14 protein-coding genes are annotated in these 15723 nt (G+C 73.0%); 7 read left to right on the top strand and 7 right to left on the bottom strand.

The genetic code is table 11. The annotated features are described in order from the left end of the window. Nucleotides 1-3 precede the first annotated feature (3 nt). Nucleotides 4-1413, bottom strand: coding sequence for a dihydrolipoyl dehydrogenase (gene lpdA, locus QSK31_RS02805; protein WP_285680620.1), 1410 nt, complete (start codon nucleotides 1411-1413; stop codon nucleotides 4-6). Nucleotides 1414-1508: 95 nt separating this feature from the next. On the opposite strand from lpdA, the gene QSK31_RS02810 reads away from it, so the two are divergent. Continuing rightward, entirely contained in the window at nucleotides 1509-1883 is a 375-nt protein-coding gene (locus QSK31_RS02810) for a hypothetical protein (RefSeq protein ID WP_502872906.1), read from the top strand. Here the strand turns inward: QSK31_RS02810 and QSK31_RS02815 are convergent. Beyond that, entirely contained in the window at nucleotides 1880-3424 is a 1545-nt protein-coding gene (locus QSK31_RS02815) for a leucyl aminopeptidase (RefSeq protein ID WP_285680624.1), read from the bottom strand. The two genes, QSK31_RS02810 and QSK31_RS02815, sit on opposite strands and share 4 nt — an antisense overlap. A 149-nt stretch (nucleotides 3425-3573) precedes the next feature. On the opposite strand from QSK31_RS02815, the gene gcvT reads away from it, so the two are divergent. The 3 genes from gcvT to QSK31_RS02830 all read left to right on the top strand — a co-directional run bounded on the left by gcvT (nucleotide 3574) and on the right by QSK31_RS02830 (nucleotide 6429). Further along, complete coding sequence (gcvT, locus tag QSK31_RS02820; RefSeq protein WP_285680626.1) at nucleotides 3574-4644, top strand: glycine cleavage system aminomethyltransferase GcvT; 1071 nt, start codon at nucleotides 3574-3576, stop codon at nucleotides 4642-4644. An 88-nt stretch (nucleotides 4645-4732) separates the two neighbouring features. Then, nucleotides 4733-5500, top strand: coding sequence for an MEDS domain-containing protein (locus tag QSK31_RS02825; RefSeq protein ID WP_285680628.1), 768 nt, complete (start codon nucleotides 4733-4735; stop codon nucleotides 5498-5500). Next, a complete protein-coding gene (locus tag QSK31_RS02830; protein WP_285680629.1) occupies nucleotides 5497-6429 on the top strand; it encodes an anti-sigma factor RsbA family regulatory protein in 933 nt (310 codons plus the stop codon). Before QSK31_RS02825 ends, QSK31_RS02830 begins: the two co-directional genes overlap by 4 nt. Nucleotides 6430-6434: 5 nt before the next feature. On the opposite strand, the gene cobS is transcribed toward QSK31_RS02830, so the two are convergent. Together cobS and QSK31_RS02840 are read right to left on the bottom strand one after the other, a co-directional pair. Next, a complete protein-coding gene (cobS, locus tag QSK31_RS02835; RefSeq protein ID WP_285680631.1) occupies nucleotides 6435-7148 on the bottom strand; it encodes an adenosylcobinamide-GDP ribazoletransferase in 714 nt (237 codons plus the stop codon). Next, on the bottom strand, nucleotides 7145-8848 hold the full coding sequence (locus tag QSK31_RS02840) for a bifunctional adenosylcobinamide kinase/adenosylcobinamide-phosphate guanylyltransferase (protein WP_285680632.1): 1704 nt from the start codon (nucleotides 8846-8848) through the stop codon (nucleotides 7145-7147). The genes cobS and QSK31_RS02840 overlap by 4 nt, the downstream gene beginning before the upstream one ends. Nucleotides 8849-8993: 145 nt before the next feature. Between QSK31_RS02840 and QSK31_RS02845 the strand changes: the two genes are divergently transcribed. Both QSK31_RS02845 and QSK31_RS02850 read left to right on the top strand, forming a co-directional pair. Next, nucleotides 8994-9188 carry a hypothetical protein gene (locus QSK31_RS02845; RefSeq protein WP_285680633.1) on the top strand — a complete coding sequence of 65 codons (195 nt, stop codon included), beginning with the start codon at nucleotides 8994-8996 and terminating at the stop codon, nucleotides 9186-9188. Next, nucleotides 9185-10006 carry a site-2 protease family protein gene (locus QSK31_RS02850; protein WP_285680634.1) on the top strand — a complete coding sequence of 274 codons (822 nt, stop codon included), beginning with the start codon at nucleotides 9185-9187 and terminating at the stop codon, nucleotides 10004-10006. The genes QSK31_RS02845 and QSK31_RS02850 overlap by 4 nt, the downstream gene beginning before the upstream one ends. 1 nt (nucleotide 10007) lies before the next feature. Here QSK31_RS02850 and QSK31_RS02855 read toward each other — a convergent pair whose 3' ends face one another. From QSK31_RS02855 to QSK31_RS48750, 3 genes are read right to left on the bottom strand one after another with little or no spacing between them, the layout of a single operon-like run. Continuing rightward, nucleotides 10008-11006, bottom strand: coding sequence for an aldo/keto reductase family protein (locus tag QSK31_RS02855; RefSeq protein ID WP_285680635.1), 999 nt, complete (start codon nucleotides 11004-11006; stop codon nucleotides 10008-10010). Nucleotides 11007-11011: 5 nt separating this feature from the next. Then, on the bottom strand, nucleotides 11012-13177 hold the full coding sequence (locus QSK31_RS48745) for a WG repeat-containing protein (protein WP_352244348.1): 2166 nt from the start codon (nucleotides 13175-13177) through the stop codon (nucleotides 11012-11014). Then, complete coding sequence (locus QSK31_RS48750) at nucleotides 13119-13874, bottom strand: pentapeptide repeat-containing protein (protein WP_352244349.1); 756 nt, start codon at nucleotides 13872-13874, stop codon at nucleotides 13119-13121. The genes QSK31_RS48745 and QSK31_RS48750 overlap by 59 nt, the downstream gene beginning before the upstream one ends. Before the next feature lie 219 nt (nucleotides 13875-14093). Here QSK31_RS48750 and QSK31_RS48755 point away from each other — a divergent pair, with 219 nt between their 5' ends. After that, the gene (locus QSK31_RS48755; protein ID WP_352244350.1) at nucleotides 14094-15218 is read left to right on the top strand and encodes a hypothetical protein; all 1125 of its coding nucleotides are present in this window, start codon (nucleotides 14094-14096) and stop codon (nucleotides 15216-15218) included. Nucleotides 15219-15723 lie beyond the last annotated feature (505 nt).

Here is a 15723-nt window from a genome sequence, read left to right on the forward strand (position 1 = left end):
GAATCAGGCGTGCGCGTGCAGGGGCTTGCCCGCGAGCGCCAGGTGGGCCTCGCCGAGCGCTTCGTTCTGCGTCGGGTGCGCGTGGATCAGCTGCGCGACCTCGTCCGGGAAAGCCTCCCAGTTGTAGATCAGCTGAGCCTCGCCGACCTGCTCGCCCATCCGCGCGCCGATCATGTGGACGCCGACGACCGGCCCGTCCTCGACGCGTACGAGCTTGACGAAGCCCGCGGTCTTGAGGATCTGGCTCTTGCCGTTGCCGCCGAGGTTGTAGTTGTACGACTTGACCTTGTCGGCGCCGTACGTCTCCTTGGCCTGGGCCTCGGTGATGCCGACCGACGCGATCTCGGGGTCGCAGTAGGTGACCCGCGGGATGCCCTTCTCGTCGATGGCCGGCGGGTTGAGGCCCGCGATCTCCTCGGCCACGAAGATGCCCTGGGCGAAGCCGCGGTGCGCGAGCTGCAGGCCCGGGACGATGTCGCCGACCGCGTAGATGTTGCCGACGCCGGTGTGCAGGCGCTCGTTGGTGATCACGAAGCCGCGGTCGAGGGTGACGCCCTGCTCCTCGTACCCCAGGTCCTTGGTTGTCGGGCCGCGACCGACCGCGACCAGGAGAACCTCGGCCTCCACCGTCTCGCCGCCCTGGATCGTCGCCCGGACGCCGTTCTCGGTGTGCTCGACCTTCTCGAACGGCTTGCCGACCTTGAAGTTGATCTTCCGCTTGCGGAAGGCCCGCTCCAGCGCCTTGGAGATCTCCTCGTCCTCGGCGGCCACCAGCCGGGGCAGCGCCTCCAGGATGGTCACGTCGGCGCCGAACGACTTCCACACGCTGGCGAACTCGACGCCGATCACGCCGCCGCCGAGCACGATCGCGGAACTCGGCACGCGGTCGAGCTTGAGGGCGTGCTCGCTGGCGATCACCCGCTTGCCGTCGACCTCCAGGCCGGGCAGCGAGCGCGAGTAGGAGCCGCTGGCCAGGATCACGTTGCGGCCGGTGTAGCGCTTGCCGTCCACCTCGACCGTGTCCTTGGCGACGAGCTTGCCGTGCCCGGGCACCACGGTGATCTTCTTGTTCGTCGTGAGCATGCCGGTCAGGCCCTTGAAGAGCCGCCCGACCACCCCGTCCTTGTACGAGTTGACCCCGGCCATGTCGATGCCCACCAGGTCGGCCTTCACGCCGAACTGCTCGCTCTCGCGGGTCTGGTCGGCGATCTCGGCGGCATGCAGCAGCGCCTTGGTCGGGATGCAGCCGCGGTGCAGGCACGTGCCGCCCAGCTCGGCCTTGTCGATCAGCGCCACCGACAGATCAAGCTCGGCGGCACGGAGCGCGGCGGCGTATCCACCGCTGCCCGCCCCGAGGATCACGATGTCGAATGTTCCGCCGTCTGGCTGGCTCACGGTCAACTCCCTAAGCATCGTCCCGCTGCGGGTCACACAGGCGAAACGGTCACAGTCGTCCTGGCCATCTTGTCACTTGTGGAACCGGTCGATGCACTCAGGTGCCCAACGACATGCCCGCACAAAGTACGCTTGCGGCTAAAGAACGTGAGGAGGGCTCGGTGGCCTGGTTCCGCCGGCGCAGTCAGCCGGGTCGTACGACCGATCGTGGTGCGGATCGTGCCGCTCTCGAGCATCTTGCGGAGTTTGTCCGTTCCCGGCGGGGTGTCGAGGGTTTCATCGAGCCGCGCACGAACGTGACCGAGACCACGCTGTTGCTCGTGGCACACGACGGCGAGTGGACCCGTCGCCGCGTCGACTCCCCCGAGTCCGCCCGGAAGTTCGCCCACCAGCTCAGCATGCCGATCTACGACGTCAAGCTGATGGGCTACCCCCAGCGCATGCGCGACTACAACGCGCGCAGGAAAGCTCGGCCGGAAACTACCTAACCGTTCGCGGCTACGTCCTCGATCAGGGCCAGGAACGTGCGGACGGGTACGCCCGTGCCGCCCTTGGTGAGGTAGCCGGTCGCCTCGCCCGAGTTGAAGGCCGGCCCGGCCACGTCGATGTGCGCCCAGTCGACGCCCTCGGCGACGAACTCGCGCAGGAAGACGCCGCCCTGGAGCATGTGGCCGGCGCGGTCCATCGAGCTGTTCGTCTGGCAGATGTCGGCGATCTCCGACTCCATGCCCTTGCGCACCTCGTCGGGCAGCGGCATCGGCCAGGCCGGCTCGCCCACCGACTCGCCGGCCGCCTTGACCCGCTCGCAGGTCGCCGGGTCGCCCATGATGCCGGCGATCCGCTTGCCCAGCGAGATCACCTGGCCGCCGGTCAGCGTGGACGTCTCGAACAGGTAGTCGGCGCCGTCCTGGCAGGCCCGGGCGATCGCGTCGGCCAGCACCATGCGGCCCTCCGCGTCGGTGTTCAGCACCTCGACCCGCTTGCCGTTGAACATCGTGATCACGTCACCGGGCCGGTACGCCGTACCCGAGGGCATGTTCTCCGCCATGGCCAGGTAACCGCTCACCGCGACGTCCGGCTTGAGCGCGGCCACCGCCAGCATGGTCGCGCCGACCGCGGCCGCCCCGGCCATGTCCGACTTCATCTCCCACATGCCGGCGGCAGGCTTGATGCTGATGCCGCCGGTGTCGAACGTGATGCCCTTGCCGACCAGCGCCACCCGTTTCGGGTCCTGCACGCCGGCCGGGGTGTAGGTGAGCTTGACCAGCCGGGGGCCGGCCGACGAACCCTGGCCGACCGCGACGATGCCGCCGTACCCACCGGCCTGGAGCTGCTCGAAGTCCAGCACCTCCACCTCGAGCCCGGAGCCCTCGGCGGCCGCGACCACCGCGTCGGCGAACGCCGGCGGGCGCAGGTTGTTGGGGGAGGTGTTCACCCAGTCCCGGGTCAGCCGGACCGCCTCGGCCACGGTCCCGGCCCGCTCGACCTCGGCCAGCGCGGCCTCGTCGGCCGCGTCCGGCACGTACACCTGGAGCGCGGCGACCGGCTCCCGGCGGCCCGGCTGCGGCTTGGTCTTGTAGCCGGCGAACCGGTACGACCCGAGCAGCGCGCCCTCCAGGATCGCCCGGAGCACACCGGGGGCGTCCGCGTCGTCCGGCAGCGGCAGCGCCAGCGCCACCGTCTCGCTGCCGGCCAGCGCACGGACGGCCGCGCCGGTACCCCGGCGCAGCGTCTCCGCGGCCGGCGCCGAACCGGTCGGCTCGTCGCCCAGGCCGACCGCCAGCACCAGCGGCGCGGCGACCGTGCCCAGGGTGGCCAGCTTCGTCACCTCGCCGGGCGAGCCGGTCGCGCCGAGCAGCGCCAGCGTCGCGGTCAGCTTGCCGTCGAACGCGGCCGCGATGCTCTCCGCGCCGGCCGCGGGCAGCAGCGCGCCGCCGTCGTCGGGCTGGCTGTGCAGGCCGATCACGATGGCGTCGACGGCCAGTTCAGCGGGATCGGTGTCGACCAGGCTGAGTCGGGGCTGGGTCACTCGCGCTCTCCGGTAAGTCGAGAGCCGGTGTCGCCTGTGGGCGGCCCCGGCACTGGCGGGCCCGGCGCGGTACGGCCGAGCACAGTGAGGTTCACAGTGAGGTTCCAGCCGACTCTAACGGGCCGTCTGATCACGGGTAAGTTGAGTCCATGCTCCAGCGCTCACCACTACACGATCGGCACCTCCAGCTCGGCGCGAAGCTCGCCGAATTCGGCGGCTGGGAGATGCCGCTGGAGTACGCCGGGGGCGGCGTCATCAAGGAGCACACGGCCGTGCGTACGCAAGCCGGGGTCTTTGATGTGTCGCACCTGGGCAAGGCGGCGGTCGTCGGGCCCGGGGCGGCGGAGTTCGTCAACCGCTGCCTGACCAACGACCTGGGCCGGATCAAGCCCGGCAAAGCGCAGTACACGATGTGCTGCGATGAGTCCGGCGGCGTGGTCGACGACCTGATCGCCTACCTGTTCAGCGACGAGGACGTCTTCCTCATCCCGAACGCTGCCAACACCGCCGAGGTGGTCGCCCGGCTCGCCGCCGCCGCGCCCGAGGGCGTCAACGTGACCAACGAGCACACCAGCTTCGCGATCCTGGCCGTGCAGGGCCCCGCGTCCGAGGAAGCGGTGCGGGCACTGGGCCTGCCCATCGGCCATGAGTACATGTCGTTCCACGCCGAGGAGAAGCTGGTGGTGTGCCGCACCGGCTACACCGGCGAGCAGGGCTACGAGCTGGTCGTGCCGTGGGCGGACGCCGGGCCGCTGTGGGACAGGCTGGTCGAGGCCGGCGTGCGGCCGTGCGGCCTCGGCGCCCGGGACACGCTGCGCACCGAGATGGGCTACCCGCTGCACGGGCAGGAGCTCAGCCTCGACATCAGCCCGGTCCAGGCCCGCGCGGGTTGGGCGGTCGGCTGGTCCAAGCCGGAGTTCTGGGGCCGCTCCGCCCTGCAGGCGGAGAAGGCCGAAGGTCCGAGGCGGGTGCTGCGCGGGCTCGAGCTGACCGGTCGCGGCATTCCGCGGGGCCACATGACCGTGTACGCCGGGGAGAACGCCGTCGGGGAGACCACCAGCGGCACCTTCTCGCCGACGAAGAGAGTGGGCATCGCCCTGGCCCTGATCGACACGGCCGCCGGGCTGTCCGACGGGGACACCGTGGAGATCGACATCCGTGGCCGCCGCGCCGAGGCCACCCTGGTCAAGCCGCCGTTCGTGGACACCTCGGTGCGCTGACAGCGGTTACCGCGGTGCGGTGAACGCGCAGACCCGGCGTCCCTCCTCGCCTTCTTCGACGGTGGTCGGCGAGGCTTATGCTGGGCTGGTGATTCGCGACCCGGGGCGAGGCGCCGGGCATGTCTGCCTCGCCTTCGACAACCGTGCCGACCTGGAGGCGCGCGCCCGCGAGTTCCTCGCCGCCGGCGCGGCGACGGGCGAGCTGACCAGGTACATCGCGGCCGAGGAACCCACCGTGCCGCTGCCGTGGCTGCCGCTCGGCGACCGTTATCCGGAGGGTGTCGTCATCGACCCGCACGCGCAGGTGGCCGTCTACGCGGCGGCGACCGAGGACGCCGTGGCGACCGGGTACACCGGCCTGCGGGTGGTCGCCGACGTGACCTCGCTGGTGCGCACCCCCGAGCAACGCGACGCCTTCGCCCGGTACGAATACCTGATCGACCGCTACATCCCGGACCACCCGTACACCGCGATATGCGCCTACGACCGCGCCGACCTCGGCGACGCCGCGATCGCCGAGCTCGCCTGCATGCACTCCAGGGCCGACGCCAGGGTCCCCTTCCAGCTGCACGCCTGCCCGCCGGCCGAGGGCAGCGCCGCGCTCACCGGCGAGCTCGACCTGCACGCCTACGACCTGCTCACCACGACCCTCGACCGGGCCGACCTGCCCCCGGCCGACGAGGTCGTCCTGCAGGCGAGCGGCCTGCGCTTCGCCGACCACGGCGCGTTGCTGCGGATCGAGCGGTACGCCGACGACCGGGGCATCACGGTCGTGCTGCGGGACGCGAACGGCGGCGTCAAACGCCTCGCGGACATGCTCGGCCTGTCCCGGCTGCGCGTGGAGGCCGCCCGATGAGGAGCGGCGCCGCGGCGGGCCACGAGGGCTACTTCCACACCTCCCTGTGCTACTCGTCCGACGAGGAACTGCTGGCCGTGGCCGTGCCGTTCCTGACCGAGGGCCGCGAGGCGGGCGAGCCCAGCCTGGTGACCCTCGACGAGCGGTCCGCCGGCCTGGTCCGCTCGGCGATGCCGGCCGGCTCCGGCGTCGAATACCTGGCCGGCGGCGCCGTCTACTCCCGGCCCACCGCCGCGATCCGCTCCTACCGCCGGTTGCTGGCCGAGCACGCCGCCACCGGGGCGCCGCAGATCCGGATCGTCGGCGGGGTGCCCTCCGGGCCGGCGTGGGCACGCTACGAGGCGGCCATCAACCACGCGTACAACGACTTCCCGCTGTGGAGCATCTGCGTGTACGACCAGCGGACCACACCGTCGGACATGCTCACCGAGGTCGCCCGCACCCACCCGCGCACCGCCCGCCCGGACGGCACCCACGAGCCCAGCCCCACCTACCTCGACCCGATCGGCTACCTGAGCGAGCCCTGGAAGGCCGACCCCGACCCGCTGGAGTCGACCCGGCCGTTCGCCCACCTCGCCGCGCCCACCCCGGCCGCGGCACGCTCCGCGGTCCGCGCCGCGGCGGTCGGCATCCTCGGCGAGGACGCCCTGGAGGACCTGGTGGTGGCGGTGAGCGAGTCGGTGACCAACGCGCTGGTGCACGGCCAGCCGCCGGTCGGCCTGCGGGTCTGGTCGGGCGCCGGACGCGTCGTGGTGGCTGTCAGCGACGCCGGTCCCGGCCCGAAGGACCCGTTCGCCGGTCTGCTGCCCGCCACGGACCGTTCCGTCGGCGGGCGCGGGCTGTGGATCGTCCACCAGTCCTGCGACAACGTCACCGCCGAGACGTCACCGGACGGCTTCACCCTCCGCCTGACCTCCGGCGCCCTCTGACCCGGTCAGAGGGCCAGCCCGACCAGGGTGAGCGTGGTGGCCAGCTCGACGCAGGCGCCGAGGACGTCGCCCGTGACGCCGCCGAAGCGGCGTACCGCGTGGTGCAGGAGAAGGACCACGACGAGCAGGGCGGCGAGCACCGCGGCCGGGCCCTGCCATGGACGGCCCGGCACCGCCCACCAGGCCGCGACCGCGACGGTGACCGCGATCGCCGCCGCCACGGGCGCCGGCACCGTGCCCGCGACCATCGCGCCCAGACCTTCAGCGCGGGCCGGCGGCACCCCGCGGCGGCAGGCCAGCGGCAACGCGGCGCGGCCCGCGGTCCAGGCGACCACGGCGGCTACCGGGGTGATCGCGGCGGCCTGCACCAGCAGGGTCAGGGCGATCGCGGCCACGCCGAACGGGCCGATGTCCGGCTTCTTCATGATGTCCAAGGCCTCGGCGCCTCGGCGGTAGGAGCCGAGGGCGTCGACCGTGTCGGCCAGGCCGTCCAGGTGCAGGCCTCGGGTGAGCAGCACCGCCACGGCCACCGTCACGCCGCCGGCCACCAGCGGCGGTGTGCCGGAGAGCAGCCACAGCACCCCGGCCAGGACCACGCCGAGCAGCAGGCCGACCAGGGGGGCCACGCTCATGGCCACGCCGGCTGAGCGCCGGTCGACCTCACCGGGCCGAAGCGGGAGGACAGTCAGGGTGGTCAGCGCCAGCCGGAGGCCGTTCAAGCGTCCTCTTCGTCGCCCTCGAGAGAGGCGGATCCTTCGGCTTCGGGAGCGGCGTCGTGGCCCGCGAGCAGCGCCGGGTGGACCGGCAGGGAGGCGGCCAGGCCGATCGCGGTGCGCAGGACCGGCAGCGCGGTGAGCGCGTTCAGGCCCTCGCCCAGATCCAGGCCGAGGTGCGTGACCGGAGTCAGGCCGAGCACGTCCGCGCCCTGCTTGACCAGCTCGGACGTGCCCGCGTCGGGCAGCAGGCACCAGTGCCGGATCTGGCTGCCCAGGTCCCGGGCGACCAGACCGGCCGCGATGCCGAGCGGGCCGTCGAGCAGGACCGGCAGGCGGTGCGCCGCGGCGCCGAGCAGGGCGCCGGCCGCCACGGCCACGTCCGCGCCGCCGATCTGGGCCAGGATGTCCAAAGCGCCGCGCGACTCCTTGCGGATGCGGTGCAGCGCGTCCCGGACGGCGGCGCAGCGCACCATCCAGGCGTTGTCGTCGATGGTGCCGCCGGGCGACAGCACCCGGGGGAGCACGGCCACCGGCTCGGCGCCCGTGGTGGCCGACAGCACCGCGGCGGCGGCCGCCTCGACGCCCGTGCCGCACGCGGCGATCACCAGCGCGTCCTTGCCGTCGGCGCGGGCCGCCTCGGCGAGCTGCCAGCCGTGCCGCAGCGCCGCCTGCACCGCGTCGGCGTCCAGAACCGGGCCGTCCTCCATCGCGCCGGAGCCGGCCGCGCGGATCACCGCCACGTCGGCACCGGCCTGACCGGCCAGCCGGATCAGCGGGCCCGTGCCCGCCTCGGCCTCGGCGATCCGCCGGACAGCGTCGGCCGGATCGGAACCGGCGCCCGCGCCGCCCGCGTGCGAACCGGCCAGCAGCAGCACCCGGACCGCGGACCAGGGCTGCGGTGTCACGGTCTGCTGGGTGGCGGCGGCGAACTCGATCGCCTCGCCCAGCGGGCCGAGCCCGGCGCCGGGGAGGTCGAGGGTGGCGAGCCGGTCGTGCGCGTCGGGGCCGGCGTCCTGATCGGGCATCGGCAAGTCCATGCCGGGCTCGAAAACGATGTCCGAATCGGCAGGGAGATCGGAGGCGACCAGGAGCTCCGGGGCGGCCGGTTCCTCAACGGCCGGCGCCGCGACGATCGTCCCGGCCGGGCGGGAACGAGGCGCAACCGCCTTGATCCAGGTGTGCTGGCCCGCCACGACCAGAGCGACCCGATCCACCGCCGCGGCGAGCGCCTGGTTCGTCGTACCCAACGCGTCAGCGAAAGCGCGACCGACCGGCGTCGCCGGAACCAGCGACAGACCCACCTCGGGGCTCACCAGCACCACCCGGCCCGCGCACGCGCGCAGCGCGTCGGCGAGGGCGGCCACCATCGCCACGTCGTCCTGTGGCTGGTTCGCCGGGTCGAGCAGCGTCGCCACCCAGCCGCCCAGATCGTCGATGAGCAGCGTGTCGTCCGGTTTCGCCTCGGCCAGCACCTGGGCCAGCCGCGCCGGGTCGCCGGCGGTCTCCTCGGTGGACCAGGTCTGTGGGCGGCGCCGCTGATGCGCCTCGATGCGACCCATCCACTCCGGGTCGTCCTCGGCGCCCGCCGCGGTCGCCACGTAGTGAACCGAGGCCGCGTCGGCCACCAGCTCCTCGGCGAACGCGGACTTGCCGGAACGGATGCCCCCGAGCACCAGCGCGGTGTTCCACCGATCAACGGACATGCCTCGTACCTTAGGCCTTGTTTCAAATTCGCTTGCGAGGCGGTTCGGCGCGAGGCAAATGTGAAACTTGGCCTAGGCGAGGACGCACAGGAGGACGCCGTAGGGTGGGAGCCGCCTTGCAGCGAGTAGACAAAGGGGGCGGCGCATGCCGTGGAGTTGGCGGTACGAGGGTGTCGACGGGCCGGTTGCGGGTCCGGCCGAGACGTTCAGCAGCCAGGCAGATGCCGAGTCCTGGATCGGCCAGGAGTGGCGTGCTCTCGCCACCGCTGGGATCACCAAGGTCGTGCTGGTCGAGGATGACCGGGTCGACTACGACATGAGCCTGCTCCCGGCCGAATGACCGAGTTCCAGGCCGCCCGCCGGCAGGCGCCGCGCAACGCGTTCGTGCCCAGCCCGGTCTTCGTCGGCATTCTCGCGCTCACCGTGGTCAGCGGCTGGATGACGTGGACCGGCTTCGGCAACGTCCGGGTCGACGTCTTCCTGCTGGTCATCTGCGGGTGGCTGGTCTCGCTGTGCCTGCACGAGTACGCGCACGCGATCGTCGCCTTCTTCTCCGGCGACCACGAGGTGGCCGAACGCGGCTACCTGCGGCTCAACCCGCTGAAGTACACCCACCCACTGCTGTCCATCGCGCTGCCGATCGTGGCCGTGGTGCTCGGCGGCATCGGCCTGCCCGGCGGCGCCGTCTGGGTCAACCACCAGCACATCGGCAGCAAGGCCAAGCTGTCCCTGATCAGCGCGGCGGGCCCGTTCACCAACGTGCTGTTCGCCCTGGTGCTCGCCGTGCCGTTCCTGGCCGGGTTCGGCCCGCAGATCGAGGGCAACACCCTGGTCGGCGACGCGAACCATCTCGAGTTCTGGTCGGCGATCGCACTGCTGGCGGTGCTGCAGATCACCGCCAGCGTGCTCAATCTCGTGCCCGTACCCGGTCTGGACGGCGGGAACATCCTGCAGCCGTGGCTGAGCCCGCCCTACCAGCGGGCCTACAACCTTTTCGCCCCGTACGGATTCATGCTGCTCTTCGTGCTGCTCTGGCAGTCCGAGATCAACAAGTACTTCTTCACGTTCATCTACTGGATCAGTGAAGCCATCGGCGTGTCACCGGCGCTGTCCTCCACCGGCTTCGAGCTCATGCGCTTCTGGCAGGACTGGCTGTAGATCAGGGCCGCTTCGGCGGGCTGACCGTCTTCGCCGGGTCGAACTCGGCGATCGACTGAGTGACCTGGTCGATCGCCTTGATCAGGTCGTCGTCCAGCTTCACCCCGGACGCCTTCACGTTGTCCTCGAGCTGCTCCGGACGGGTCGCGCCGACGATCGCCGCCGAGACGTTCGGGTTCTGCAGGACCCACGCCACCGCCAGCTGCGCCATCGTCAGGCCGGCCTGCTCGGCGAGCGGCCTCAGGCCCTGCACGGTGGTCAGCACCTCGTCGGTCATCAGCCGGGAGATGAAGTTGGCGCCCGACTTGTCGTCGGTTGCCCGGGAACCCGCCGGCGGCTGCTTGCCCGGCTGGTACTTGCCGGTCAGCACGCCCTGCGCGATCGGCGAGAAGACCACCTGGCCGATGCCCAGCTCGATCGACGTCGGCACCACCTCGGCCTCGATGACCCGCCACAGCATCGAGTACTGCGGCTGGTTCGACACCAGCTGGATCTTCAGGTCCTGGGCGAGTTCCCACCCGGCCCGGATCTCCGACGCCGTCCACTCGGAGACGCCGATGTACAGGGCCTTGCCGCCGTGCACGATGTCGGCGAACGCCTGCATCGTCTCCTCGAGCGGCGTCGTGTAGTCGTAGCGGTGCGCCTGGTAGAGATCGACGTAGTCGGTCTGCAGCCGGCGCAGCGACCCGTTGATCGACTCCATGATGTGCTTGCGGGACAGGCTGCGGTCGTTCGGCCCGGGACCGGTCGGCCAGTACACCTTGGTGAAGATCTCCAGACCCTCACGACGCTGACCCTGCAACGCGCGGCCGAGCACCGCCTCGGCGCGGGTGCCCGCATAGACATCCGCGGTGTCGAACGTCGTGATGCCCAGGTCGAGCGCGGCCCGCACACAGGCGGTCGCGGCGTCCTCCTCCACCTGGGAGCCGTGGGTGATCCAGTTGCCGTAGGCGATCTCGCTGATCAGAAGGCCGGAGCGGCCGAGATGACGATGTTCCATGCCTCTTACATTACGGGCCGGGTGTCGGCCAACAGCTCCTCGATCGCATCCACCACGTCCGCCTCCGAACGGTGCACCGGCTCGATCAGCGGCTCACCCTCCCGGTCCAGGGCGCCCCACCGGCCGTTCCGGTCGGCGATCAGGAACGCCACCGGGTGGATCACCAGCGCCGGATGCACCGGGGCCACGACCAGCTGCCCGCGGCGGTCCACCACACCCAGCCGGTCGCCGGCGTCCACGATCGCCAGCCCCTCCCGCGTGAAGCCGTCCACCGGCTGCCCGCCGGTCAGCACCGTCGCGAAACGCCGGTAGCGGGGCTGCACCACCGGTCGCGCGTACCGGTCGACAGCACCCCACCCGCCGGCCTTGACCGCCGCGACCCCGTTCCGGAACGGCATCACGTCCTCGAACCCGCCCGGAACCACCAGCCGGTTGCGCGCATCGATCGCGAACCACCCACCGACCGGATCCCGCGACACCCAGGCCAGACCCTCACTGAACGGCCGCGCCTGCACATACCCGGCGTTCCCGTCGATCACGGTCCGGCCCTCGGCGTCGACCAGCTCCCACGCCCACTTGCCCGGACGCCGCGCCCAGGCCAGCCCCTCGGCGTAACCCTGCGCCAGCGCCCACGTCTCGCCCGTCTCCAGCGGCTCCGGCGCCGGCCGCCCCATGATCTCGTCCGACGTCCGCGCGTACGGACCCCAGCCGTGCAACCGGATCTCGGCCAGGACCAGGTCCAGCGCCACCTCGGCCCGCTCCGGATCCTCGCCGCGCCGCAGGTCCAGGGCCTCCTCGAACCGGTTCATCGCCTCCAGGTAGCGGTCCTGCTCGAACGCCGACCGCCCCGCCAGCTCGGCGATCTCCGCCCGCAGCCGATCCGGCAACTCCGGCGAGTTCGCGTCCTCGAACAGCCGGTCCGCCTCCGCGAAATCCCCCCGCCACCGCAACACGTTCGCCAGCCGGGCCTGCACCATCGCGGTCCGCCGCAGCTCACCGGTCCGTTCCGCGTGTTCCAGCGCCGCCCGCCCATCGGCCAGCGCGAAGTCCAGATCCCCGAGCACCCGCGACACGACGGCCCGCAAGCTCAGCAGCCGGGCACGGATCGAGTCGCGCTCGGCGTACTCCAGCTTGTCGGTCAGCCGATCACGAACGGCCCGGAGCTGGTCCGGGTGGTCGGCTATCTCGCGCAGGGTGCCCGGTTTAAACCTGAATGGGTACGCGGACAGTACCTGCTCGGGATCCACCAGCCGGCTGCGTGGGTCCACCGGTGGCTGCCCTACATTCCGGGCGGAATCGGTGGTCACGGCCACGGCGGCCGCCCCGGTCACGGCAGCGGCCAGCCGCTCCCCGGCATCCGCCGCAATGGCCTCATCCTCGGTGGAGGTGTCGGCCGGCTCTTCCGCCGCGTCACCGGGCTCGTCCTTCGCTGTGTCGCCGGGCCCGTCCGCCGCGGCGTCGCCGGGCTTGTCCTCCGCGGTCTCGCCTTTCGCGGGCTCGTCCTTCGCGGTGTCGTCCTTCGCGGTGTCGGCGGCAGCGTCCTTTGCGGTGGCGTCCACACCGGACTCCGGCACGTCCGCGTCGTCCGTCTCGGCCTTGTGGCGATCGGCCGTCGGCTCCGGGCTGTCGTCTTCGGGGTCCGCCGTCTCGTCCGGCGCCCGATCCTGCTCGCCGGCCTCGGTCGCGGTCTTGCCGCCTGGCTCGATCGCTGTGGCGTCTTGTTCGGGCTCGGTGTCGACCTCTCCGAGCCGATCGTCGGACTCCGGCGCGGTGTCGTGGACCTCGGCCGGTGCGGACGTCTCCTCGCCGGTGGCCTCGCCCGCGGCATCGGACTTGGACGTTGCGCTGGCATTGTCGTCGATTTCGGGGGCGTCTTCCCGGTCGGGTGGGAAGGTCTTGTCCGCCAGCGAGGCGGGCCGCTGCATCCGAGCGTCGGTGTTCGGTTCGAACCAGGTCGGCCGGTCTTCGTCCTCGGCCGGCTCTTCCTCCTCGACCGGTGCCTCGACCGCGGCGGGCGAAACTGGTGTCTCGTCGGCCTCGGGCTCTGTGGTCTCGGCGCCGAGACCGCTCATCTTCAGGAGCCAGCCAAGCCCGCGCTGCTCGCCGTCCTCGTCATCCGCCGGGATCCCCGAGACCGACGAACCGGAGACCGGCGCGGCAGAGACCGGCATTCCGGAGACCGGCGTTCCGGAGATCGGCGTTCCGGAGATCGGCGCGGCAGAGATCGGCGCGGCAGAGATCGGTATCCCGGACGTCGGTATCCCGGACGTCGGCGCCCCGGAGATCGGCACTCCGGAGGCAGGGACGCTCGATGTCGGGGCAGCGGCGGTTCGGGCGCTTGAGGTGGGCGCGCCGGAGGTCGGGGTGGGAGCCGGTGACTGCGGGCGGGCCGGTGCGGGTGGCTGGTAGGCCAGCGGTTCGGAGAGCGGGACGCGCGCAGCCGGGGGAGACCAGGTCGGTTCCCGGCGGGTTTCGAGGTCCGCGGAGACTACTTCGCCCTCGATCACGGGCGGGGCGGTGACCGGGGCGGTGGCTTCGGCGGAGGGCGCGCCGGCCAGGGTGTCCGAAGGGTCGGAATCCGGTGCGTCCCAAACGCCGCGCTTCGCCGGACCGGCCAAGGTGCTGGCCGGGTCCGAGGTCGCATCCCAGGCAGCGGGTGGTGCTGAGAACGGTGCGGGCGGGCCGGAGACCGCTCCGGCAGGGTTGCGCGGTGCGGGTGGGCCGGAGACCGTGCTGGCAGGGTTGCGCGGTGCGGGCGGGCCGGAGACCGCGCTGGGGGGATCCCAGGTCGGCGGCCCGGAGCGACGGGCGGTGGCATCGGCCGGGGCCGGTGATCCAGGGAGCGTGACGAAGCCGCCCGGGCCCCACGACAGGCCGGGCGGATTGGCCGGCCCGGCGCTGGATGGCGCGGGTGTCCCCGGGCGAGGGCCGGTGTTCGGTGGCGCAAGGGTGTCGGGCCGGCTATCGGGCGGTGGCGGTGTGCCGGGCGCGGGTGACGCGGGACGGCTCCCGGCAGGCGCGGGCACGCTGGGATGAGCGCCGGCGCCCCCCGGCCGAGTGCCGGGCGGCGGAAGGGTGGTGGGCCGAATGCCGGCCGGCGGAGGTGTACCGGGCCGGGCGTCGGGCGCGGTGGCCGAGCCGGGCCGGGCGAAGGGTGGCGTGGGCGCGCCGGGCCGGGCGTCGAAGGGCGTGGGTGAGCCGGGGCGGGCGTCGGGCGGCGTGGGCGAGCCGGGCCGGGCACCGGCTGGCGGTGGCGTGGCCGGACGGGTGGCGGGCGGAGCGTCGGGGCGGGCGCCGGGCGGTGGGGCCGTGCGGGCTGGCGGAGGCGTGCCGGGGCGCGTGCCCGTTGGCGGGGGCGAACCGGGGCGTGCGCCCGGCGGGGCGGAGCGCGGATCGGCCGCGGGGCTGAACGGCGACGCCAGCGATGCCGGGCGCGGGTCCGCGCCGGCGAGGGTGCTGGCCGGATCGGCGGAGGGCGAGTTCCAGGGGGTGCCGCGAGCGGGCTGCCCGGGGAAGGGCCCTGCCGGGTCCATGCTGGACGGTTGCCGGCCGGGTCCGTTGGCCGGGCGGGCGCCGGGGACGTTCCAGGTGGGCGGCTGGTCGGCGGGGGAGACGTGGGATCCGGGTGTGCGCACCGACGGTCCGGGGCGTGAGCCGGGGCCGGCCCACGTGTCGGCGGGGTCGCCGGGTCCGGCCCAGGTGTCCGCGGGATCGGCCTGGCCGGCCCACGTGTCGCCGGGGTCGGCGCCGCCCAGGGCGGGGTCGCTGATGCCCGACCAGGCGGCCGACGACTCGCGGGAGGGACCGGCCCAGGTCGTGTCGGGGGACGGCGCGGCAGGCCCTGTCCACGTCGTGTCGGGGGGCGGTGCGGAGGGACCGGCCCAGGTCGTGTCGGGTGGCGGTGCGGAGGGACCGGCCCAGGTCGTGTCGGGTGGCGGTGCGGCAGGTCCGGCCCAGGTCGTTTCCGGCGGCGGCGCGGCGCGGTTCCAGGCGGGGGCTTCCGCCGGGTTTCGGCCCGGCTCGGCGCCGCGCTGCTGCCAGGCAGACGCGGGCGCGTCCCAGGACGGGCGGCTGGGCGGAGGAGGCTGCCTGCGTTCCGGGCCGGCCAGCGTCGAAGCCGGGTCGGCGCCGGAATCCGTCCACCCGGCCGGTCGCGCGTCCTCGCCGGACCGTGCGTCACGCGGCGTCGCAGCGGCGCCGCCCGACACATAGGGCCGCGGACCGTCGTAGGGGTGTGGCGTCCCGCCCGAGACGGGACGCGCCGATGGGGGCCGCCCGGATCCGGATCCGGGCCGGGTGTCCCGCTGCGTCGGCTGAGATTGTCCGTAGAACGGCGCCGGCATGTCCTGCACCGGCGGCGGCGCATCTCGGAACGACGGCCGCACGTCCTGTGGCACCGGCCGCGAATTGTCCGCCGCCCGCGGCCCGGACCGTGCCGACCCAGGTCCGGCCGGAGGCTCATGACCGACCGGCGGCCCGGAGGCGGGTCGCGCTGAGCCGTAGCCGGCAGGCGGCGCGGAGGCGGGTCGCGCTGAGCCGTAGCCCGCCGGCGGCCCGGAGGAAGGTCGCGCAGGTGGACCGGAAGAGGGCCGCGGAGAGCCGTAGCTCCCGTCCTGCGGCTGCCGAGGCTGCGGCGCCCCGGCACGCCGATCAGCACCCGGCTGCCCGTATTGCGCGGGCGGCTGGCCGTACTGCGGCTGTTGACCGTATTGAGGCG

It is taken from the genome of Actinoplanes sp. NBRC 103695 (genome assembly GCF_030269485.1).
Taxonomy (GTDB): Bacteria; Actinomycetota; Actinomycetes; order Mycobacteriales; family Micromonosporaceae; genus Actinoplanes.

What these genes read in the sequence shown, in the direction of transcription:
- lpdA (WP_285680620.1), bottom strand. Translation starts at nt 1,413, where the DNA reads ATGCTTAGGGAGTTGACCGTGAGCCAGCCAGACGGCGGAACATTCGAC.
- QSK31_RS02810 (WP_502872906.1), top strand. Translation starts at nt 1,509, where the DNA reads ATGCCCGCACAAAGTACGCTTGCGGCTAAAGAACGTGAGGAGGGCTCG.
- gcvT (WP_285680626.1), top strand. Translation starts at nt 3,574, where the DNA reads ATGCTCCAGCGCTCACCACTACACGATCGGCACCTCCAGCTCGGCGCG.
- QSK31_RS02830 (WP_285680629.1), top strand. Translation starts at nt 5,497, where the DNA reads ATGAGGAGCGGCGCCGCGGCGGGCCACGAGGGCTACTTCCACACCTCC.
- QSK31_RS02840 (WP_285680632.1), bottom strand. Translation starts at nt 8,848, where the DNA reads ATGTCCGTTGATCGGTGGAACACCGCGCTGGTGCTCGGGGGCATCCGT.
- QSK31_RS02845 (WP_285680633.1), top strand. Translation starts at nt 8,994, where the DNA reads ATGCCGTGGAGTTGGCGGTACGAGGGTGTCGACGGGCCGGTTGCGGGT.
- QSK31_RS02850 (WP_285680634.1), top strand. Translation starts at nt 9,185, where the DNA reads ATGACCGAGTTCCAGGCCGCCCGCCGGCAGGCGCCGCGCAACGCGTTC.
- QSK31_RS02855 (WP_285680635.1), bottom strand. Translation starts at nt 11,006, where the DNA reads ATGGAACATCGTCATCTCGGCCGCTCCGGCCTTCTGATCAGCGAGATC.
- QSK31_RS48745 (WP_352244348.1), bottom strand. Translation starts at nt 13,177, where the DNA reads ATGCCGGTCTCTGCCGCGCCGGTCTCCGGTTCGTCGGTCTCGGGGATC.
- QSK31_RS48755 (WP_352244350.1), top strand. Translation starts at nt 14,094, where the DNA reads ATGCCGGCCGGCGGAGGTGTACCGGGCCGGGCGTCGGGCGCGGTGGCC.